Origin of the sequence: Streptomyces sp. ERV7 (assembly GCF_001653515.1) — a bacterium.
In the GTDB taxonomy this organism is placed as follows: domain Bacteria; phylum Actinomycetota; class Actinomycetes; order Streptomycetales; family Streptomycetaceae; genus Streptomyces.
Map to the genome: position 1 here is coordinate 265,996 of NZ_LYOY01000001.1, position 20,124 is coordinate 286,119.

Here is a 20,124-nt window from a genome sequence, read left to right on the forward strand (position 1 = left end):
TAATCGCGGGGTGAAGGACCTTCAAGATTTCAGTTCACTGACCGAACTGTCGTGGGTTAGGGTCGGCCCCATGACGCTGCCCCGCGACTACACCGGCCAGTCCTGCTCCCTCGCGCGCTCCCTGGAGATCGTCGGGGAGCGCTGGACGCTGCTGATCGTGCGGGACGCCTTCTACGGGGTGCGCCGGTTCGGCGACTTCGCGGCACACCTCGGGGTCCCCCGCGCCGTCCTCACCGACCGGCTCACCACCCTCGTGGAGGCGGACGTGCTCGCGAGGGTGCCGGGCCCCGGGCGACGCGAGGTCTACGAGCTCACGCCGAAGGGCGTGTCACTGTGGCCCGTGGTGCGGGCGCTCACCGGCTGGGGCGACGAGCACTACGCGCGGGGCGGCCCGCGCCGGGTCTTCCGGCACACCGCCGACGACGCTCCGATCGCCGCCGACGGGCGGTGCACCCGGTGCGACGCGCCCGTCGACGTACGGGACATCCTCGTCGCGCCCGGCCCCGGCCTCGGCCCGGGCGGTGAGGACGACGACCCGGTGACGGTGGCCCTGAGCCGCCCGCACCGCCTGCTCCACCCCCTGCGCGGCTGAGATGCCCCGCGGCCGGGACACACCCCTCGCACCCCCCTCTCGCACGACGATGTTCACGACGAAAGGTGTACGCATATGAAGATCCTGGTCGTCGGCGCCGGAGCCACCGGAGGCTACTTCGGCGCCCTGCTCGCCCTCGCGGGAGGCGACGTCACGTTCCTGGTACGGCCACGGCGCGCCGCGGCCCTGCGCGAACGGGGGCTGCGGCTGACGGGCGCGGGCGGGGACGAGGTGCTCACACCGCGTCTGATCACCGCCGACGAGCCGGCGGAGCCGTACGACCTGGTCCTGCTCTCGGTGAAGTCCACCGCCCTGGAACAGGCCGTCGAGGACCTCGCCCCGGCGGTCGGCCCGCACACCGTGATCGTGCCGCTGCTCAACGGCATACGCCACCTCGACGTACTGAACGCCCGCTTCGGCAAGGAGTCCGTCCTCGGCGGGGTGGCCAAGGTCATCACCACGCTGAACGACGAGGGCGACATCGTCCGGCTGGCGCCGCTGGCCGTCCTTCTGCTCGGGGAGCAGGACGGCACCGCCTCGGCCCGCACCGAGGAGATCCGCGCCGTACTGGCCGGGGCGGGCATCGACGCGAGCGTGTCGCCCGACATCCTCGCCTCGATGTGGCACAAGTGGGTCTTCATCACCACCCTGTCCACGGTGACCTGTCTGATGCGCGGCGAGGTCGGTGACGTCGCCGCGGTCCCCGGCGGCACCGGCATCGGCCCGGCCGTCCTGGCCGAGGGCGCCGCGGTGTCGGCCGCGGCGGGATTCCCCGTTCCCGAGAGCGAACGCGAGCTCACCACCTCGTTGGTCACCCAGGCCGGCTCCGGCTTCGCCTCGTCCATGTACCGCGACGTGGTGTCCGGCTTCCCCACCGAGGTGGAGCACATCTTCGGGGACCTGACCGCACGCGCCCGTGATCTGTCGGTCCCCACGCCCCTGCTCGACCTGGCCACCGTGCACCTTCGCGTGCACCAGCACCGGGTGGGGGCGAAGCAGCGGTGAACAGCCCCTGGATCAAGCGGTACCACCCGGCGCCGCAGGCCCCCACCCGGCTCGTCTTCTTCCCGCACGCGGGCGGCTCGGCCACCTCCTTCTTCGCCGCCGCCAAGGCGCTGTCGCCGGAGGTGGACGTGCTGGCGATCCAGTACCCCGGGCGGCAGGACCGGCTGGCCGAGCGCCCCGTCGAGGACATGCGCACCCTCGTCGGCCTCATCACCGACGAGCTGATGCCGTGGACCGACCGGCCGCTCACGCTCTTCGGCCACAGCATGGGCTCCTCGGTCGCCTACGAGGTCGCGCTGCGGCTGGAGGAGAAGGGGGTGCGGCCGCTGGGCCTGTTCGCGTCGGGCCGCTCGGCGCCCTCCGTCCCGCTGTCCCGCCGGCTCCACCTCGTGGACGACGACGCGCTGGTCCGCCATCTCCGGGAACTCTCCGGAACGGACTCCCAACTCCTCGCGGACGAGTCGCTGTTGCGCATGGTGCTGCCCGCGCTGCGCGGCGACTACCGCGCGCTGGAGACGCACACCCCCGAGCCGGGCCGGACGCTGGCCTGCCCGGTCGTGGCCCTGTGCGGCGACGCCGACCCGGTGGTCGACCCCGACGACGTGGCGCTGTGGGAGCGGCACACCTCGGCGTCCTTCCGGATGCGGGTCCTGGCCGGCGGCCACTTCTTCCTGGACGCCCATCTGCCCGTCGTGGCACAGGAGGTCCGCGAGCACATCGCGGCCACGACCGCGCGCTGAAGGGCGAGTGCCGGGGCCTGCCGGAGACGGCGGGCCCCCGCGCTCATCCCGCGACGCCCTCCCGCCCCACGCACACAAGGGGGGGGTCGTCCCCGCACCCGCGGGGGTAGTTCCCCCCGGAGCAGTGCCCCGAACCGCCGCCGACCGTCGTCCCCGCACCCGCGGGGGTAGTTCTCGGCTTGGGCTTGCGGACGCCGCCGACGCCCTGTCGTCCCCGCACCCGCGGGGGTAGTTCGCCCGCACCCCCCAGCGCAAGGCCCTCCTGCGGGTCGTCCCCGCACCCGCGGGGGTAGCTCCCATCCCGAGGCCGAGCACTGGATCGCCGACCTGTCGGCACCCGCGGGGGTGGTTCCTGTTGTTCTCCGGCGCGATCAGCCCCTCGATTGTCGTCCCCGCACCCGCGGGGGTAGTTCGCCTGACGGCAGTTGGGTCTACACCGAGGCAACGTCGTCCCCGCACCCGCGGGGGTAGTTCGCTCACGCCCCAGGAGCACGCCGAGCGGGAGAGGTCGTCCCCGCACACGCGGGGGTAGTTCCCGGCGCCACGGACGTGCGCTACACCGACCCCGGGTCGTCCCCGCACCCGCGGGGGTAGTTCGCAGCTCGCGGAGCTCTACCCGGCCCCGGTGCCGTCGTCCCCGCACCCGCGGGGGTAGTTCGTCGGCGGCCTGCATACGGTCGAGCGCGGCCGTGTCGTCCCCGCACCCGCGGGGGTAGTTCCTCAGACTCGGACCCGTGGGCAGCGGGGTCGTAGTCGTCCCTGCACCCGCGGGGGTAGTTCGCCCGCGTCGTCGCGAGCATCGCCGTCTCCATCGTCGTCCCCGCACCCGCAGGGGTAGTTCGAAGATCCCGAATCGAAGGAGACCGTGATGGCCGTCGTCCCCGCACCCGCGGGGGTAGTTCCTGGTCGAGTGCGTAGCACTGGCCGTTCTCGGCGTCGTCCCCGCACCCGCGGGGGTAGTTCCTGGCTGGACTCCGTTTTTATCGGACGGACGACGTCGTCCCCGCACCCGCGGGGGTAGTTCCCTGCGTCGGCATCGCATCCCCTTGTCCGTATTGTCGTCCCCGCACCCGCGGGGGTAGTTCGCGGACCCAGCGGTCGAGCCCGCCGTTGTCGTGGTCGTCCCCGCTCCCGCAGGGCTAGTTCAGGCCTTGGGCCAGATACGCCGTGGTCGAGGGTGGTCGCCCCCTCACCCGCGGGGGTAGTTCCGTCTACTGCCGCTGCTGTTGAAGGGGCCCACGCAGTCCAGATCCGCCGCCCACAGGGACTCGTCGACGGCAACAGACTGGGCGGCAACCGCGGCCTCTCCCGCGCGGGGCGGACCATTGTGTCCTGGAGGGACAGATGGGTGCCAACGCTGAGGGAGCGAAGGTCCACAGTGCCGTTCACGGTGCACCTTTTGACCGTGAATTCCTGGGTGGTACGGGCACTGGACGCGTAAATACCGGGGAGTCGACACAGATCATCCCGGTCGCGACCCAGCTGGAGCACAAGGACGAGTACCCGATCGTCGATCATCTCGTCGCCGAACATCGCCGAGCCCTTCTTCACTTAGCTCAGGCGCTTCGAACTGCCCGCCTGATAAGAGCGGTGCCTCGTCGAACCGGCACTGCCGCAGACGGACGGCGCCTTGTACGGCAGCCTCCGACAGATCCAGAACGCCCCGAATGCGTACACCGCGCAGCCGTAGGCGGGCCAGATGGCCGAGCTGAGGCGGCTGTGGGAAGAGCAGCAGCCAGCGCACGGCACCCCCGCGCACCACACCCTCGCAATTCAACGCGCCGGTACGCCTCCCACCTCCGGTACTCACCTCCGTCCCATCCGGCCGGCGGATTATCGTCCTCCAACACTCGCCCCCCTTGACCATGCCAACGGCACTTGAGCACCTCGTTGTTTCCCACAGCAGAGATTGATCACCCGTGTTCCGGCAACGGCGGAGCGACGGCAGCAAAACGCGCCGCACCCCTCAGGTAATCCATTGCGGTAAAAGGACGATGCTGCACTAGCGCCCAACCAAGGCGGAGGGAGTAACCGCGTGACACGCGACTGCTGCAGGAACAGAACCGTAAGGACATGGTCCCTCGCCATAAACCGCGCCTCGATGCCCAGTCGCAAGCAAAGCTCTGAGTGAAGGGTCGGCTGCAGCAGGCCACGCCAACCAACTTGACGCCTGACGCCCCATCAGGAAAGTCAGCACTGGGTCAGCATGCGTCCGACCAGACCTGATCGAAGCTGACTAGACGTGCGAACACCGTCACCTGCCCGAGACAGCACCTGATCTGGGAAAACGCCCGTCAGAGCGCCAATCGAGCGACCCCGCCCCTTGACTTCACGAAGAACATCATGAATATGAATGTGCCCAGAGCGTGGATTCGCGGTCCTACCGGCGAGCGTACATTCCCGCGCCGAGGCATGGCGCCGAGCGCGACATCCGCACCCCCGCCGACCAGGGCTCCGGCCACGCGTGGGCGACGGGCCTCGGAATCGATGCGGCTGCCCCGCAGGACCGACACCATTCCGACTTGAGGCGCGGGAGAAGCCGCTGCACCCCAGTCTTTGCAGCGAAGATCAGTAGCCCAAATCAAGGTCCGGCCCGAGTTCGCCACGGCGATCGACGTCACCCCGCTCCATCAGGCAAGCCGCCCCCGTTACCCAGCAATGGGCGATCATCACCGTTCACGCTTACTGGTGCGGTACTGGTTCGTAGGGCGGATGCTGAATCTATGGACAGCAGCGGTGACGCACGCCGTCCAGCCACATACAGGTCCTTGCGGGCCGGTGTGGTGGCAGCCGTGGCGAGTGCGCTTCTGACGACGACAGCAGCTGCCGCTCATGGCGGTAGCTTGTTGACACACGCCGGTTCCGCAGTCCGGGTGGCCAGCGCGGGTACCTGGGGCGAGACCCAGACCTATTCCGACGGCCTGGCCATCATCGTCGGCAAACCCCTTCTGTTCCAGCCCACCAGCACCGCTGCCAGCCACACGCCCCCGAACCAAGGCGTGAAATGGCGCATCACCGTGACCAACGGTACGCGCGAGACCTTCACGGTCGCTCTGGTCACCGTGTACGTGAAACCCGGCACCGACGGGGAACAAGCCGAGGAAGTGTTCGACTCAGCCGGAAACCTCGGCACCCACCTGACCGGTACCGTCCTGCCCGGAGCATCGGCCACGGCGGTGTACGGGTTCGACGTCCCTCAGGCCAACCTGGGCAAGATCGACCTGGAGGTGACTCCCGACTTCACCCACAACAGTTCCCACTGGGTAGGCTCCGCCAGATAAGCACAGCGGGGACGCTGTGCCCGGACCACTGATCGCGGCCATCATCTACGTGCAGGTCAGCGGCTGCGGCTGGCAGGCTCTGCCGCCGTGCTTCGGGATGCAACGTCGCGTTGGCTCGTCATGGCAGTCGTCATGCGCCCCTGGCCGCCTCCACCAATGCGGCCATCCTGGCTACTGTGTTCGCTTCGTCGAAGAGGGCACTGACCGGCAAGTCCACGCCTAGTGTCTTGGCGACTTTGGCCGTGAGCCAAGTCGCGAGGAGGGAATCGCCTCCCGACGCGAGGAAGTCCTCGTCCTCACCGACCCGTTCCAGGTCGAGGGCCTCACACCACAATGCCGCGATTTCCATGACTACTGTGGAGCGGCGAGGACGAGTATCCCGTCGCGACGGCGTGGGATGGTTACCGAATCTCTCTTGAAGGAGTCGGCGCTGCGGCTTTCCCGTGGGGCTCCCCGGCATCTCCGGGAGGATCTCTATACGGCGTGGAACGGATTCTGCGGGCAAGGTGCTGCTGAGGAAGCCGTGCAGCGCCTCCGCGGTGGTGGCCGCTCCCGCTCGCAAGACCACGGCTACAACGGCGTCCTGGCCCAGCCTCGGGTGGGGGACAGCGAACGCCAGGGCGCTGTCGATATCCGGGTGAGCGGCGCACGCCGCGTCAATGTCCGGGAGCCATATCTTGCTTCCGCCCCGGTTGGCGAAGTCGGCGTTCCGGCCCTCGATCCACAGATATCCGTCATCGTCGATCCTGCCGAGGTCCTTGGTATGCAGCCAGCCGTTTTCGAGGAGGGTGGCGGCCTCTGAAGGATCGCCGAAGTACCCTGAGTAGGCGAGAGGCCCCTTGAGCAGGATCTCCCCTGTCACACCTGGAGCGCAGGGTGCCCCGTCTTCGTCTCGAACGACCACCTCAAAGCCATGGCGGACGACGCCCACACTGCCGGGCTTACGCAGGCCGGGCGGCAGCGGGGTCGCTGTCACCTGCCCCGTCTCGGTCATGCCCCAGGCGTTGAGAACCGGCACTCCAAACGTCTCCTCCAGACGTGCCCAGAGCGTGGCGGACATCGGAGCCGAGGCTGTCCGCAGGAACCGCAGCCCGGCGCTGGAGGTCGATTCCTGTTCGGACTTGACAGCATCGAGCAGCATCGCATGCACGGTGGGTGCACAGGTGAGCCACGTCGGCGCCGCCTCAGCCAGCCACGTCACCACATGTTCCATGTCGGCTGGTCCGGGACACATCACCTGCCCCCCCACATAGATGGATGCGAGCACCGCTCCGTTGAGCCCGTGGTTATGGAAGAGGGGCATCAGGTTAAGAGTGCGGTCGGATTCGGTGAGTCCGAATTCGTGGACGACTCTGCACGCGCACTCCAGCCACTGGCGGTGGGTGAAAGCGACCAGCCGCGGCCCCGCGGCGGTTCCCGAGGTGCCCATGAGCAGAGCAAGGTCATCAGCGGCTGGCCGCTGTTTGTCGGACGTGTCGGCTGGCTCCGTAGGGAGGCGGCCGAGTACCAGTTGGCGTTGTGGGCCGTTTGTCCAGCCGCTGGCAGCGGCCGTGGGCAGGAACACGGCAGCCGGGCGTGCTTTCGCTGCGATCGCTGCTCTCTCGGAGGCGGTGGCGTCCGGGTTCACCGGGACAGCCACTCCTGCCGTCATCGCCGCGAGTACCGCTACGACCGATTCCGGTGTGTTGGCCATCGGGACCAGAATCCGCTGGCCGGACCCGAGCGCTGCTGTCAACTGCCGTGCAGCCTGCCGGACTTGTGCTGCGAGTTCCTGGTAGGAAACCCGTCCGCCCGCAGGGGTGCTGAGGGCCGTTGCCGTTCCGCGCTCGGCTGCTTGTTCATCCAGCACTTGGGCAATAGTGGCCCACGAGGGATCTGCCATGCGTACATCTGCCTGTCGTGTCGTCGGATGCGAATCGTCAGCAGTTGGGGTCTGCGTTCCTCGCTGCCCCAAGAGGCTCAGCGCCCGCCGGTATCCCTCATAGATGCGCCGGACTGCTGAGCTTGGGGGGTCGTCTTGGCTGGGGCACTGGCGAGCGTCCGCTGAGCCACTCGCAGTGAGGCGATGTCCACCATGCTGCCGTCGACCACGGCGGCGCCGCGCCCCCGCTGGGCGGCCTCGTCGTAGGATTCGAGCGTGGATACCGCGCGTCGCAGCGCGGACTGGGTGGGGGTGAAAGCCTCGTTGAGGATTTCCACTTGAGCAGGGTGGATGGCCCACTTGCCATCGAAGCCCATGGCGAAGCGGTCGGTGGCCAGGGCGCGCAGCCCCTCGGCGTCGTGGAGCGGGGGGTGGGGCCCGTCGATGAGGGCGAGGCCCAGCGCGCGTGCGGCCAGGAGTGGCAGGAGGGCGGTGGTGTCGCGGAACGCCGCAGGTACCCGGTCATCGAAGTGCAGGTCGGCGGCGAGGTCGAAGCCAGTGGCCGAGTAGCCGACGGAGAATACGCGCGTGCTCGCCGCCAGTAGGCTCCTCGCGTCCAGCAGTCCTGTGGCGCTTTCGATGCAGGGTTCGACGAGGATTTGGTGGTTGGTGCTGGCTTCCCGTTCGATCTGCTGGAGGATCCAGCCGACGGCGGCGACCTGCTCTGCCGACTCTGCTTTGGGCAGCACTATGTAGTCGATGTGTTCGCCGGCGGTGCCGAGGACGTCGATCAGATCGCGGTAGCACCAGGGGCTTGTCCAGTCGTTGATGCGCAGGCCGAGGGCTTGGGTTGGTTTCCGGTTCGGCGCCATTTCGATGGCGCGTCGGCGGGCCTCGGCCTTCCCCGTGTCGGGGACCGAGTCCTCCAAGTCGAACACGACGGCGTCAGCATCGCTGTCTAGTCCTCGCTTCATCATCTCGAAATTGGTGCAGGGCGTGATGAAAATCGAGCGTCGCGGCTGTTTCCGAAGGTCCATAGGGTGTACTCCCGGTGACGGAGATTCGTGTGATCGTCTTGCTCGTTGCTGTCAGCCGGAGAGGCGGGCACTGATGTCCCACAGCCGGGCGGCGGTGTGCGGATCGCGGGCCGCCTGCCCTGTCTCCGCCGGACGGCGGTCCACGTAGTAGTCGGCCGTCGGTTCGGCGCCCTCTGGGTCGGTCGCCAACCAGACCAGCGTTGTGGCACCTTCCTCGGGTTTTTTCATGATCAGCCGTTCGAACGGCTTGATGAGGCGCACGAACGGCGCGTCCCGGTTGAGGTCGGTGCTGATGGAGCCGGGGTGGAAGGACGAGGCTGGCAGCCCGAGCTGCTTGCGGAGCTCCGTGGTGAACAGGACGTTGGCGAGCTTCGACCGACGATACGACAGGGCTGACGTCCACTGGGTGTCCATGTTGAGGTCGTCGAGGTCGAGCCGACCGGCCGCATGCTCGTCCGATGACGTGTTGACGACACGTCCGCCGTTGGCACGGAGCCGCTCGGCCAGCAGCCCGGTCAGCAGGAAATGGGCCAAATGGTTGACAGCAAAGCCCAGTTCGAAGCCGTCCTCTGAAAAACGCCGCCGCGGAGGCTGCACCGCAGCGTTGTTCACCAGAACGTCCAGCCGCCCGGCGCGCAGCAGGATGGTCTCCGCCAGGGACCGCACACTGTGCAGGCTCGAAAGGTCGGCTGGGATGGGGTTAGGCACCTTGGCGCCGGCAGGCGCCACGGAGAGCAGGCGGCGGTGAACGGCCGTCAGTTTTTCCGGAGAGCGTCCGGTGATGAAGACCTGATGGCCTTCTTTGGTCAGCCGGACGGCGGCGGCGGCGCCGATGCCTGCACTGGATCCGGTGATGAGTATGGTTGCCACGGGTCAGCCTTTCTGGAGGGGCCGGAGGAGCTTCAGCAGTTCTTCTTGGAGGTGTGCGTTGCTGTAGAGGCCCCAGCCCAGGTCGTAGCGGGCTCCGCCGTGGGGGTCGTGGAAGGCGCCGCCCGCTTCGGTGACGAGCAGCGTGGCGGGGGCTTGATCCCAGGCGTCGCCGCCTTCGTCCAGCACCGCGTCGATACGCCCTTCCAGTAGAGCGACCACGACCGACACCTCGTCCTCGGCCCAGGTGGCCTCGCGGCGCAGGGCTTCGGCGGACGTTGAACCGGGCGGGACCAGTCCGCCGATCCTCGCTTCAACGAGGCGGCTCACCGTGGACGTCCGCAGACGGCAGCGGGACTGCCAGGGGTCAGTGAGACGGCTTCGGTAGGCTCCGTGTCCCCGAACCGCCCACCAGCACGCGTCCTCAGTGGGGCGGGTGAGCACAGCCATTTGCAGTGTGCCGTGGTCATCCAAGGCGATGTGCGTGCCCCAGGAGCGAACACCCGCCAGGAACGAGGTGGTGCCGTCGATTGGGTCGATGACCCATTGACGGGGGCTCCCGGACTGAATTCCGGTGCTTTCCTCGGTCAGTACGGAATCGGTCGGCCTCGCACGGGAAATAGTGTCGAGGATTTGGCGTTCCACTGCATGGTCCGCTTCCGTGACCAGGCTGCTGTCCGCCTTCGCCCACTTCCGCACGTCGCAGCCGAAATATGACATTGCTGTTTTGGCGGCCGTCTGCGCGAGGTGCAGCGTCAGCATAAGATCCGGGTGACTGCGGAGAAGCGCATCGTCTTGGTCGTAGTACACGGCTTGTGTCATAGTTACCTTCCCGTTGGATCACAGATTTCGACGGCGCGACGCATTTTCCTATTCAACTCTTGACGAGGGGGACTCATGCTGCTGCCACCGCACGGACTGGACGAGGCCGGGCTTATGTTGATGCTTAATGAACAATTTGACATATCGGGCGGGGCACTTGAATTCCAGCCTCTCGGCGAGGACAGCTGGTCATACCGGCTGGATGACCTCTGGGTCAGCGTGCGCAGGGATCTGCGGGGCCATGCTCCCGCTTCCTATGAGGCTGCCCGACTGTTGGCGGATGCCGGTCTCAACTGCGTCCTGGCCCCGTTGGCGGGTGCCGACGGAGGAGTCTCTCACCGTGTGGGAGACTTTCCCGTCGTGGTTTTCCCGTATGTCTCCGGCATGCCTCTGGACACTGCAACGCTCAGCAAGAGCGACCTTGACACGGTGATCGGGCTGATGCGTTCGATCCACCGGGTGGACATCTCTCGGGATCTGCCCGCCGAGGACTATGGCCTGTCTTTCGAGTCCGACCTGTTTGATGCGCTGACGGTGGCCGAGGGAAAGGCTCCCGACACCGGCCCATATGGGGCTCGCGCGCATGCGCTTCTCCGCCGCCACTACACAGCTGTGACAGCGACGTATGAGGAGCTCACCGGAGTGGGCCGTCGGTGCGCCGAGTCCGACGTGCCGTTGGTGATTACGCATGGCGAACCAGGCGCCCCCAACATTCTCCGGACGGCGGATTCCTTTCTGTTTGCTGACTGGGGTGAGGCAATGTGGGGGCCTGCCGAGCGGGACTGGTTTCACTTCGCACGGACGCTGGGGCGCGCGCCGAGCTGCCGTCCAGATTTTCTGCGCTTCTATGAAATGCGGTGGCGCCTGAATGAGATAGCTGAATACGCCGCCATTTTCTTCGCCGAACACGCTGACGACAGGGAGATGAAGGCCATGTGGCGCAGGATGGTCAATTATCTTCCGGAAGGTCATTGATCACCACTCCCGGGTGACAGGTGCTCTTCCAAGAAGGACAGGACCACGGATTGGGTTTCGGGATGGCGCAGCAGGTCGTTGCGCGAACAGTCGATCCGGACCGTGCTGGCTGTCTCGCCAGCCAGCCACTTTCCGTGGTCTGCCTGCCTTCTTGAGAGCACGTTCAAGACGTTCCCCTCGTGGTTTGGCAAGCGTGTGTCAAAGCAGGCGAGAAGGTGGGTCAGCCATGACACTTGGATGTCCACGCTGCGCGTGACCACGCTTTCGGCATCCGCGCTTTGGATACCATCGGCCAGCAGAGCGTGAAACATCCGGCGGGTCAGATCCTCGCGTACCGTCTCGACTAGCCGATGCGGCTGGTGGGCGAGCGAGGCGATGTCGACCGGCGGCGCTCCGTCAGAACCCTCGGGTACCTGCCGGAGTGCCGCGGCGTAGCACTCCACGAGATCCCGCACGGTGCACGGCTCCGCGTCGAAGCAGATCACCGGCGGCCGCTTGCCGGAAGCGGCTCCGACCAGCGCCGCGTAGTCGCCGGCCAGCGCACTCGCGGCGCAATATGCCATGACGGCGCCAACCCTGAGGTCGGGGGATGCATGCTCGTACAGACTGGCCGTGTAGTGAGCTGCCGTGGGCTCGTCGGGCAGGTGTCGGGACATCAGATACCACGGCGTGTAGCCCTCGGACTCGAGTCCCAGCGACGCAATGCTGGCCGCGGCGCGCCGGCCCGGATAGTCGAGCACGACGATGTCTCGTTGGCCGTTCCTCATCGCAGACCGCACACTTCCTCCGCCGCGTCCAGCAGGTGGCCCATCACGGATGCGGCGGTACGACGATCCATGACATCTTCACGCCATTGCTGTACGAATTCCCAGCCGCCGTCCGCCTGGGGGAACACCTGGAGTGTCCATTCCCGCGTCGTACGCGGCGGGCGCACGCGGACAGATGAGAAGGCTAGACCGTCGGCCAGCTCGCCTGAAGGTAGCGGCCCCTGCAGGATCGCCCAGGCCTGAAACCACGCATGTCTAGGCCTTTCGGGCCGTAGGAGGCGCACCAGTTCGTCAAACGGTGTCCTGGCGTGTTCGAAGGCGGCCAGCACCTGATCCGCCGCGGTGTCCACGACAGCCGACACATCGCTGAGGAGCGATCGCAGGGGCACCGCCAGCGGATTGACGAAGTAGCCAATCGCGGAGTCCAGCACCGGCTCGTAGCGGCCGCTGGTCAGTGTCCCGAGGCAGACATCGGGGGTCGCGTACGCGCGGCTCAGTGCCAAGCCAGCCAGGGCGACGACAGCGGCCGTGGGAGGCCCTCCTCTCCGTCGGACAACGCTGGTCAACGACGTCACCGCGGCAGGCGGGAGGGTCTCGACGAGCTCCTGGCAGGCTGCCTCATGGTTGGTCTGGGGCGTCGGCAGAACTGGCCCCGGCGCCGCCGCCAAAACGGTCTCCCAGTAGGGCAATTCCTCCGCCATCCAGTGGCTGTACTGCTCTCGCTCCCGGGCACCTGCCTGTAGCTCGCCGGACGCGGGCTCGCTATAGGGGGTCTGTCCTGCGAGGGCCTGGCGGTAGGCGAGCTCCAGGTCTCTCAGAAACACGCCCTCAGACCAGCCGTCAAAGGCGATGTGGTGAAACCTGAGACACAGCAGGTGCTGTCCCTCCGAGAGACGGCACAACCGCGCCTCAACGGGGGGTTCGCGGTCCAGGGCCCAGAGCGTGTCCCACCAGTCGGCCGTGACCGCTTCGGCTACCTCCTGGACGGACATCGCACGGTCGAGCGGGGGTGGCACATATTCCAGCTGCACCATCACGTCCCGAACCGACAGCACCAACTGTATGGGCTGCCCGTTAGCCCAGGGATAGACGGTCCGCAACACCGGGTGGCGGGCGACGACCTGCTGCAGCGCCTGGCCCAGCGTGTCCGGCTGCAGAGGACCGGTGAGGATGTAGACCTGCACCAGAGTGTTGTCTGCGGCACCAGGCGAGAAATGCTCAGCCATCAGGAAACGTCGCTGGGCGTGGGAGAGCGGGCCGCCCCGGACGCTGTCCAGCCGTGCTTGGGCCGTGGGGGTCTCGTCTCGTAGCATTGAACCCGTCTTGTCTGTGCGGGGGGGATGTCAGGATCTACTCAACCGGTTCGGACGAGGTGAACTCGTCGATCTGCCAGGCCAGTTCTCGAAGGGTCGTGTTCTCCAGGAGGAGGTCAACCGCCACTTCGATCCTCCACTGTTGCCGCACGGTGACGACGACCTTGGTGGCCAGGAAGGAGTCGCCTCCGGAGTCGAAGAAGTCTGTGTCGGGTGATTCCACGGGCGTGCCCAGTACTGAGGTCCAGATCACTGCCAGGCTCGCTTCGGTCGGCGTGAGCACAACATCCCGACGCGCAGTCATCGCTGGGCCTCCGCAGGACGGGTGAGCAGCTCGGTGACGGCTACTCGATCGATCTTGCCGCTCGGGGTCCGGGGAAGATGGGATAGCACGGTGACCGACTGTGGCAGCGACTGTGCGGGCAAACGCTCGGCCAGCGCCCTTCGGACGGCCGCAGTGTCGAGGGCGGGCAGTCCGGGCTCCATCGTGACGGCGGCGCGCAGTTGCCGCGAACCCTCGCTCATCTCCACGGCTACGCAGACCGCCTCGACGATGCCCGGATAGGCGAGGAGACAAGCGTCCACCTCGACGGGATTGACCCGCACGCCGCGGATCTTTACCTCGTGATCCACCCTGCTGAGGTACCGCAGCACGTCCCCGTCGACCCGGACGAGGTCACCCGTCCGGAAGGCACGAGTGTGTCCCTGCGGAGTTGAATCGACGGTGACATACCGCTCGGCGCTGAGTTGGGGCTGATTGAGGTATCCCGCCGACAGAGGCGCTCCGGCCACCAACAGTTCCCCGACATCCGGCTCTTCGAGGTCTGGGGGGTCGATCAGCACCTCGCATCCCGGCAGTGGCCGGCCGATGGGAGCCAGCGCGGGCCACTCCCGGCTGGGGCCGGTCAGCGTGTGGACCGTGACCATCGCCGATTCGCTCTGCCCGTAGTGGTTGTTCAGTCGGCAACCGGGCAGCAACGCGAAGAAATCTCTGATGGCCGGCGTGCAGACCAGCTGCTCACCGGCGGCATTGATCTCCGCCAGGACCAGACCGGCGAGTGAATGCACGGCGGTGGCAGCGACCGTGAGCATATGAAGGGCCACGCAGGGGAGGAACAGTCGCTCGATACGGTTCACCACGAGCCAGTCGAGCAGGGAGATCGGATCGCGTCTGAGCCGCTCGGGTACTACGACGAGCGTGCCGCCGCCGCACAGGGTGCCGAGAATCTCCTGGAAGCACACATCGAAGTTCAGCGGCGCGTACTGGGCAGTCCTCAGGTCGGGCCGAACCGAATGCGTCCGTTGCCACTCCACCATGTTGTCGCACGAACTGTGCGGAACTGCCACACCCTTCGGCAGGCCGGTGGAGCCGGAGGTATAAATGATGTAGACGGGCAGCTCGGTCCGGCATTGAGCCAGCACCCGGTCGGCTGGGGCCGCCGGGGCGGACCTCCACCAGGGGGGCACCGGCACTAGGCGGGCGGCTGTGTCGAAATCTGGCGGATCCCCGGCGTGGAGCAACACGGTGACACCGCTGTCGGCCACCATGTGTGCCAGTCGCCTGGCCGGATATTCGGAGTCGAGTGGGACGTAGGTGGCTCCCAATGACACCACGGCCAGCATCGCGGCCACGGCCGGTGCACCACGTGACCCGGCGAATGCCACTCGTCTCCCGGCGGTGATGCCCTGATCGACGAGGAGCGCGGCGATACGCCCGATCCACGAGTCCAATTGCGCGTAGGTGAGTTCCAGGTCTTCGTCCACCACCGCGACGACGTCGGGGTGTTCTCGCACGATCGTGCGGAACGACTCGAGGAAGCAGGGCGCGCTAGCGCGTCCGCCCCAGAGGGCGCGCGGTGGCAGGTGCTGCTCAGGGGCAGCCTCGACGCTAGGCGTCATGGTCGGCTGGCTCCCTCAACTCGTCCATGCTTTGGCCAAGTTCACGAGCATGTGACGTCTCCGCCGTGGCGAATCGCTCGGCGATTCGGCGTTGAGTGGCCAGGTCCTTGTCCTGGCTCAGCTTGAACATCCCCTGGGCGGAGCTGACCTCCAGCCGGAAGGCGCCCACACCGGGCACGATCTGCCGGAAGTAGTCGAGCGATCCCTCAGAATCCCAGCCAGCGCCGAATGACGACTCGAAGAGCGAGGCGGTGCGCCGGACCACAGCGAGGGTGTTCTCCACGCCTTCGATCCTCCGCAGTACACCTTCTAAGTGGACGGATACGAAGTTCCAGGTGGGGGCTGCGGGCTCGGTCTCATAAGCGACGGGGGTGACGTAGGAGTGGGGCCCCCAGAAGACCAGCTTGGCGGGGGTGACAACACCGAGTGACGACCAGTGGGGGTTGGCCCGGTTCATGTGACCGAGCAAAGTAGTCCCCACCAGGTCCGGCTCGTCCACTTCGGACTCCGGTATCACCGGGAGATGAGTCGTGTAGGGGGTGGGCTCGCCATTGGTCACCAGCGCGGCCAGCGGGTACCGTCGCACGACGTCGGCCAGCTGCCGAGGGTCCCGCTGACGGTACACGGGCGGAACAAACATGCTCTTACTCCTTCCGCATCGTGCCGCACCATCACAGAGTGGTGCGAGCGGCTATGGACTGTGCAACCTCGCCTGCGCGGACTGCGACGTTCGACAGCAGTCCGGCGGACAGGCCATGCGAGTGCTCAGCTGCGGCGCCGTGGATGTAGATGCCGCAGCGCACGCCATCCGTGGTGACAACGCGGTAGTCCCGGGTGAGCGCCGGCCTGCCGTTGTCGTCCTTCTTGATTTCCGGCTCCAGCTCCGCCAGGAGGGGCAGCGGATCAGCTGGACGGTAGCCCGTCGCATACACCAGGCAATCAACCTGGAGGCGTTGGGCAGTGGAGTCCGGCAAGGAGCCCACCGTCAGGTTCACGTGCCCGGCGGTCTCCTCGACGTCGCTCACACGGCTGACGTTGTGGAGGTGTAGGCGTCGACCGCCGGAGACCTTCTCCCGGTAGGCAGTGCGATACAGGCTCTGGCTCAAGTCCAGGTCGACCACCGCGTAGTTCGTGTTGCTGTGGTAGGCGAGCAGTCTCTGCTTGACGTCCTCGGGTGCGGAGAAGAAGTCGTCCACGGCTGACGGGTCGAAGATGCGGTTGGCGAAGGGGCTGTCGTCGGCAACGCTGTATCCGTACCGGGTCAAGACCGCGTGGATTTCGGCCCGCGGGAAGCTCTGGTGGAGGTATTCCGCCACTTCGGCCGCGCTCTGGCCGGCGCCAACAACCGCGAAGGCCTTCGCGTCGCCGGGCGACAGGGATCGCGTCCGCTCCAGCAGTTCGCCGCTGTGCCAGATGCGCCGGGACGACACGACGCCATCAGGCAGATGGGGCGTCAGGCCGGTACCCAACACGACATTACGGGTTCGGTGCGTGGTCAGTGTGCCGTCGGCGCCACGTGCTTCGACGTCGAGGTACTGCACCGCTTCCCCAACCCGCACGGGGCGCACGGCCAGCACTTGATGGCCGTAGGCCACAGATGAGGCGAAGTTCCCCGCCACCCATTCCAGATATTCGTGAAACTCGGTACGCAAAGGGTAGAACGTCTTACTGTTAATGAAATCGACAAGTCTGTTCTTGCGGTGAAGGTACGACGTGAAGCTGTACTGGCTTGTCGGGTTGCGCAGCGTCACAAGGTCCTTGAGAAAGGATACCTGCAGGGTTGCCCCGTCGATAAGCATGCCGCGATGCCAACCGAACATTGGCTGCTTCTCGAAGAAGAGAGTATCCGTTCCAGTCACCTGCTCCGACGCGCTCGTAAGCTCGTCGATCGCCGTCGCTAATGCCAGATTTGCAGGCCCGAACCCTATTCCTATCAGGTCTTTCGTCGACTGATCGGTTCGATGGATGTTCGTCAATTACCCGCTCCCGGTTTCGCTTAGCGGCGGCTGGTCCAACCTGCCTGCACGGCCTGCGGACTGGGGCCAGAGGCCTCAGAGTGCCTACATGAACAGGCAAAACGCAAATTCGATGATCGACAGTACACGCCGCCCACCCGGTACGCAACGAGCTCGCGCGCAGGATTCACATGACGTTCATAAACCGAGTTCACGGTTTTTTAACAATGTAAACTTTACCCCCACTTGACCGAGTGATCGACGGGAGAGGGGTACGCTCCACAAAGCTGATCTTGGTCTGCTTTGAAATTGACGCCATTCACTGGAAGTGGGAGACAATGAGCCTGGTGAGCGCTCACAACGAATGGGACCCACTAGAGGAGGTTGTCATCGGGACTGCCGTCGGCGCACAGATCTCCAGAGCAGACAGAGGCCTTTTCGCAATCGAGTACACTTCTTTTGGGTCCCTGGAAAATATTCCGTCCGGTCCCTTCCCGCGGCAGGTGATCGAAGAAACAGAGGCGGAGCTGACCGAGCTGTGTGATGCCCTCGAAGGCCTGGGCATCACCGTGCGGCGGCCGGCCCCCCGCGACCACTCGGCGGTGTTCTCCACCCCGGACTGGGAGACGGACGGCTTCTACGACTACTGCCCCAGGGACGGCCTGCTGACAGTGGGGCAGACCATCATCGAGACTCCGATGGTGCTGCGTTCGCGCTTCCATGAGCCCCTGGCCTACCGGGATTTGCTCCTGGAGTACTTCGAGAGCGGGTCTCGCTGGATCTCTGCGCCCAAGCCGCGCCTCCTCGACGACATGTACCGCCCCGCGCGGCCAGCCGGCGAGAGACTCGGAAACGGTGAACCCGCCTTCGACGCTGCCAACGTGCTCCGCCTGGGCACCGACATCCTCTACTTGGTCTCCGACAGCGGTAACGAGAAGGGCTGGCAGTGGCTGCAGTCTGCGCTCGGCCCTGCCTATACCGTCCACCCCTGCCGGGACATCTACGCCTCTACGCACGTGGACTCGACGATCGTGCCGCTGCGGCCCGGGCTGGTCCTGCTCAACCCGGAGCGAGTCAACGAGCGCAACATGCCTGAAGTCCTGCGGAGCTGGGACCACATCTGGGCGCCAGAAATGGTCGACATCGGCTACACCGGCCCCAGGGCCCACGCGTCGCCCTGGATCGGCATGAACCTCCTGGTCATCCGCCCCGACCTGGTCGTCGCCGACGCGCGGCAGCCGGAGCTGCTCAGGTCCTTGGAGAAGCGCGGCATCGACGTGCTTCCAGCCAAGCTCACGCATTCACGCACCCTGGGCGGCGGATTCCACTGCGTATCACTCGACGTACGACGGGCCGGAGCCCTCGAAACCTACCGCTAGTCCCGGGTGGACACCGGTGGATTCTGATAAATGCAAGGAGGGGAGCTGACCGTGTCAGGCGGCAGCCGGAACGGCGTCACCGCTCAGCGAGCACACGATTCGCGCCTGTTACTCGTCGACCGTGACCTGCCCGCACACTGCTACGCGGTGGTCGTGGGCGGTGGCCTGGCAGGGCTCGAACTAGCGAAGGTCTTGGACAGCCGGGGCATCGGCGACGTCATCGTCCTGGACGCAGGCCCGGCGGACGACCTGCGCCACGTCAACACAGCCGAGCCACCCGAGGCCGCACTACGCATGTGGCTCGAACCGCACAGCGACCCGTCCTTCACCCGGCCGTGGACGCCACTGACTCCCCCGCACTTCACGTTGGGCGCGGGGCTGCGCCGTCGGCTCGGCGGCAGGTCCCTCTACTGGTACGGCGTGACGCTCCCCATCGAGCCCTGGGCACTCACCGAACCCTGGTGGCCCGCCGAGGTGATCGCGGATTTGCGCGAATCGTGGCGGGGCGGGGAGTCTCTCTACACCCGTGTCGAGCGGAACCTCGCCGCATGGCGGACGGCCGGTTCCGAGGCCGCCCAGACCGAGTTACTCCCAGTCGGCGAGATCGCAGGTCTCACGCTCCGTGCCACGCCCGCGGCGATCCGTCCCAGTGCGCTCAATCCGGACCGCTGGTACGCGTACTCCCCCCTGGACGTCTGGCGCGACCCTGATACTGGCGAGAGTCACCGCTCACCCGAGCGAGTCAGAATCTACAGCGACACCGAGGTCCTGCACGTGCACTCCCGCAACGGTGCGGTGCACCGTGTCCTGGCGAGGTGCCGGACCTCCGGTACACAGTTCTCCGTCAAGGCATCACACGTCGTGCTCGCAGCAGGAACCCTTGAGAACAGTCGGCTGGCCCTGCAGACCCTGAACGAGGACGGCTCAGCCGTCGGCGAACCGCGGCTTTCCGGCCTCAACGACCACATCGTCCAGGGGTTCTTCCTCCGCCTCGGTCGGCTGCGGGCCGAGCAACTGTTGGCCGTCAGCCGTCTCGGCAACTACTTCGCGCCTTGCGAACCACGCTCGAACCTCTTCTACGAAGCAGTGCAGCTGCCCGAGGGCGAGGTGTTGGTCGATGTCCGGGTGTCCGGCGAGCAACTGCCCTCGTCGCACAGTCACGTGGAGGTCACCCCCGGCTCGCAGTATCCGTGGGCATACCGGGTCCACGCGGCCACGTCCGCCGACGACCGGTCGCTGATCGCGGCGCAGCGTACGGTGCTTCAGGCGGTGTGGGACGACCTTGCGGTGAAGGCCGGCTGTCGCGGATCCCTGCTGGAATTCGGCGACTTCGACAACCCCTTGCGCACTAACGCCCATGTGCTCCCAGAAGCCATCGGAGCTGCGGTGGAGGGCGAGGCAGTCACCTGGTCGAGTTCGCTGGGTTTCGAGGACCACGAGGGCGGCACCCTGCCGCTGGGCACCGTGCTGACCGAGCAGCAGGAACTCAAGGGCGTCCAGGGGCTGTTCGCTGCTGGGCCGGCTGTCTTCCCTCGCGCGGGTGCGGCCAACCCTGCACTGACCACGCTGGCACTGTCCCACCGGCTCGCCGCCCACCTGGCTGACTCGGCATGACGAAGGTTGCCGCCCAT

General features: G+C 66.6%; 17 protein-coding genes and 1 CRISPR repeat array. Of the genes, 7 read left to right on the top strand and 10 right to left on the bottom strand.

Annotation, left to right across the window (positions count from 1 at the left end):
• Positions 1-70: 70 nt before the first annotated feature.
• The 4 genes from A8W25_RS01175 (at position 71) to A8W25_RS01190 (ending at position 5,618) form a co-directional block, all read left to right on the top strand.
• On the top strand, positions 71-592 hold the full coding sequence (locus A8W25_RS01175; protein WP_067154307.1) for a winged helix-turn-helix transcriptional regulator: 522 nt from the start codon (positions 71-73) through the stop codon (positions 590-592).
• 75 nt (positions 593-667) lie between these two features.
• Positions 668-1,597, top strand: coding sequence for a ketopantoate reductase family protein (locus A8W25_RS01180; RefSeq protein WP_067154310.1), 930 nt, complete (start codon positions 668-670; stop codon positions 1,595-1,597).
• Positions 1,594-2,337: a thioesterase II family protein gene (locus A8W25_RS01185; protein WP_067154313.1), complete on the top strand. Its 744-nt coding sequence runs from the start codon at positions 1,594-1,596 to the stop codon at positions 2,335-2,337. Before A8W25_RS01180 ends, A8W25_RS01185 begins: the two co-directional genes overlap by 4 nt.
• A gap of 385 nt (positions 2,338-2,722) precedes the next feature.
• Positions 2,723-3,545: a CRISPR direct-repeat array (repeat unit 28 nt; unit sequence GTCGTCCCCGCACCCGCGGGGGTAGTTC).
• Positions 3,546-5,210: 1,665 nt separating this feature from the next.
• Entirely contained in the window at positions 5,211-5,618 is a 408-nt protein-coding gene (locus tag A8W25_RS01190; protein WP_067154318.1) for a hypothetical protein, read from the top strand.
• Positions 5,619-5,748: 130 nt separating this feature from the next.
• Here A8W25_RS01190 and A8W25_RS01195 read toward each other — a convergent pair whose 3' ends face one another.
• From A8W25_RS01195 to A8W25_RS01210, 4 genes are all read right to left on the bottom strand, one after another.
• Positions 5,749-7,467, bottom strand: coding sequence for a non-ribosomal peptide synthetase (locus A8W25_RS01195; protein WP_158942343.1), 1,719 nt, complete (start codon positions 7,465-7,467; stop codon positions 5,749-5,751).
• Positions 7,468-7,577: 110 nt separating this feature from the next.
• Complete coding sequence (locus tag A8W25_RS01200) at positions 7,578-8,516, bottom strand: HpcH/HpaI aldolase/citrate lyase family protein (RefSeq protein WP_067154326.1); 939 nt, start codon at positions 8,514-8,516, stop codon at positions 7,578-7,580.
• Positions 8,517-8,567: 51 nt separating this feature from the next.
• On the bottom strand, positions 8,568-9,386 hold the full coding sequence (locus A8W25_RS01205; RefSeq protein ID WP_067154329.1) for an SDR family NAD(P)-dependent oxidoreductase: 819 nt from the start codon (positions 9,384-9,386) through the stop codon (positions 8,568-8,570).
• A gap of 3 nt (positions 9,387-9,389) precedes the next feature.
• Positions 9,390-10,193: an inositol monophosphatase family protein gene (locus tag A8W25_RS01210; RefSeq protein ID WP_158942345.1), complete on the bottom strand. Its 804-nt coding sequence runs from the start codon at positions 10,191-10,193 to the stop codon at positions 9,390-9,392.
• 87 nt (positions 10,194-10,280) lie between these two features.
• On the opposite strand from A8W25_RS01210, the gene A8W25_RS01215 reads away from it, so the two are divergent.
• Positions 10,281-11,180 (top strand): phosphotransferase, encoded by a 900-nt coding sequence (locus A8W25_RS01215; RefSeq protein ID WP_079125733.1) that lies wholly within the window; start codon positions 10,281-10,283, stop codon positions 11,178-11,180.
• Here A8W25_RS01215 and A8W25_RS01220 read toward each other — a convergent pair.
• From A8W25_RS01220 to A8W25_RS01245, 6 genes are read right to left on the bottom strand one after another with little or no spacing between them, the layout of a single operon-like run.
• Positions 11,174-11,947, bottom strand: a complete 774-nt coding sequence (locus A8W25_RS01220) for a hypothetical protein (protein WP_067154333.1) — start codon at positions 11,945-11,947, stop codon at positions 11,174-11,176. The genes A8W25_RS01215 and A8W25_RS01220 overlap by 7 nt on opposite strands.
• Positions 11,944-13,260 carry a condensation domain-containing protein gene (locus A8W25_RS01225; protein ID WP_067154336.1) on the bottom strand — a complete coding sequence of 439 codons (1,317 nt, stop codon included), beginning with the start codon at positions 13,258-13,260 and terminating at the stop codon, positions 11,944-11,946. Before A8W25_RS01225 ends, A8W25_RS01220 begins: the two co-directional genes overlap by 4 nt.
• Positions 13,261-13,297: 37 nt before the next feature.
• Positions 13,298-13,564 carry a phosphopantetheine-binding protein gene (locus A8W25_RS01230; protein WP_079125734.1) on the bottom strand — a complete coding sequence of 89 codons (267 nt, stop codon included), beginning with the start codon at positions 13,562-13,564 and terminating at the stop codon, positions 13,298-13,300.
• Entirely contained in the window at positions 13,561-15,159 is a 1,599-nt protein-coding gene (locus A8W25_RS01235) for an AMP-binding protein (protein WP_067154343.1), read from the bottom strand. Before A8W25_RS01235 ends, A8W25_RS01230 begins: the two co-directional genes overlap by 4 nt.
• Positions 15,149-15,799, bottom strand: coding sequence for an FMN-binding negative transcriptional regulator (locus A8W25_RS01240; RefSeq protein ID WP_067154346.1), 651 nt, complete (start codon positions 15,797-15,799; stop codon positions 15,149-15,151). The genes A8W25_RS01235 and A8W25_RS01240 overlap by 11 nt, the downstream gene beginning before the upstream one ends.
• A gap of 31 nt (positions 15,800-15,830) precedes the next feature.
• Complete coding sequence (locus A8W25_RS01245) at positions 15,831-17,135, bottom strand: lysine N(6)-hydroxylase/L-ornithine N(5)-oxygenase family protein (protein ID WP_067154349.1); 1,305 nt, start codon at positions 17,133-17,135, stop codon at positions 15,831-15,833.
• 317 nt (positions 17,136-17,452) lie between these two features.
• On the opposite strand from A8W25_RS01245, the gene A8W25_RS01250 reads away from it, so the two are divergent.
• Both A8W25_RS01250 and A8W25_RS01255 read left to right on the top strand, forming a co-directional pair.
• A complete protein-coding gene (locus tag A8W25_RS01250) occupies positions 17,453-18,493 on the top strand; it encodes an inosamine-phosphate amidinotransferase 1 (protein WP_067156539.1) in 1,041 nt (346 codons plus the stop codon).
• A 51-nt stretch (positions 18,494-18,544) separates the two neighbouring features.
• Positions 18,545-20,107 carry a GMC oxidoreductase gene (locus tag A8W25_RS01255; RefSeq protein ID WP_158942351.1) on the top strand — a complete coding sequence of 521 codons (1,563 nt, stop codon included), beginning with the start codon at positions 18,545-18,547 and terminating at the stop codon, positions 20,105-20,107.
• Positions 20,108-20,124: the final 17 nt, after the last annotated feature.

What these genes read in the sequence shown, in the direction of transcription:
- A8W25_RS01220 (WP_067154333.1), bottom strand. Translation starts at nt 11,947, where the DNA reads ATGAGGAACGGCCAACGAGACATCGTCGTGCTCGACTATCCGGGCCGG.
- A8W25_RS01240 (WP_067154346.1), bottom strand. Translation starts at nt 15,799, where the DNA reads ATGTTTGTTCCGCCCGTGTACCGTCAGCGGGACCCTCGGCAGCTGGCC.
- A8W25_RS01235 (WP_067154343.1), bottom strand. Translation starts at nt 15,159, where the DNA reads ATGACGCCTAGCGTCGAGGCTGCCCCTGAGCAGCACCTGCCACCGCGC.
- A8W25_RS01180 (WP_067154310.1), top strand. Translation starts at nt 668, where the DNA reads ATGAAGATCCTGGTCGTCGGCGCCGGAGCCACCGGAGGCTACTTCGGC.
- A8W25_RS01225 (WP_067154336.1), bottom strand. Translation starts at nt 13,260, where the DNA reads ATGCTACGAGACGAGACCCCCACGGCCCAAGCACGGCTGGACAGCGTC.
- A8W25_RS01200 (WP_067154326.1), bottom strand. Translation starts at nt 8,516, where the DNA reads ATGGACCTTCGGAAACAGCCGCGACGCTCGATTTTCATCACGCCCTGC.
- A8W25_RS01250 (WP_067156539.1), top strand. Translation starts at nt 17,453, where the DNA reads ATGAGCCTGGTGAGCGCTCACAACGAATGGGACCCACTAGAGGAGGTT.
- A8W25_RS01175 (WP_067154307.1), top strand. Translation starts at nt 71, where the DNA reads ATGACGCTGCCCCGCGACTACACCGGCCAGTCCTGCTCCCTCGCGCGC.
- A8W25_RS01230 (WP_079125734.1), bottom strand. Translation starts at nt 13,564, where the DNA reads ATGACTGCGCGTCGGGATGTTGTGCTCACGCCGACCGAAGCGAGCCTG.
- A8W25_RS01215 (WP_079125733.1), top strand. Translation starts at nt 10,281, where the DNA reads ATGCTGCTGCCACCGCACGGACTGGACGAGGCCGGGCTTATGTTGATG.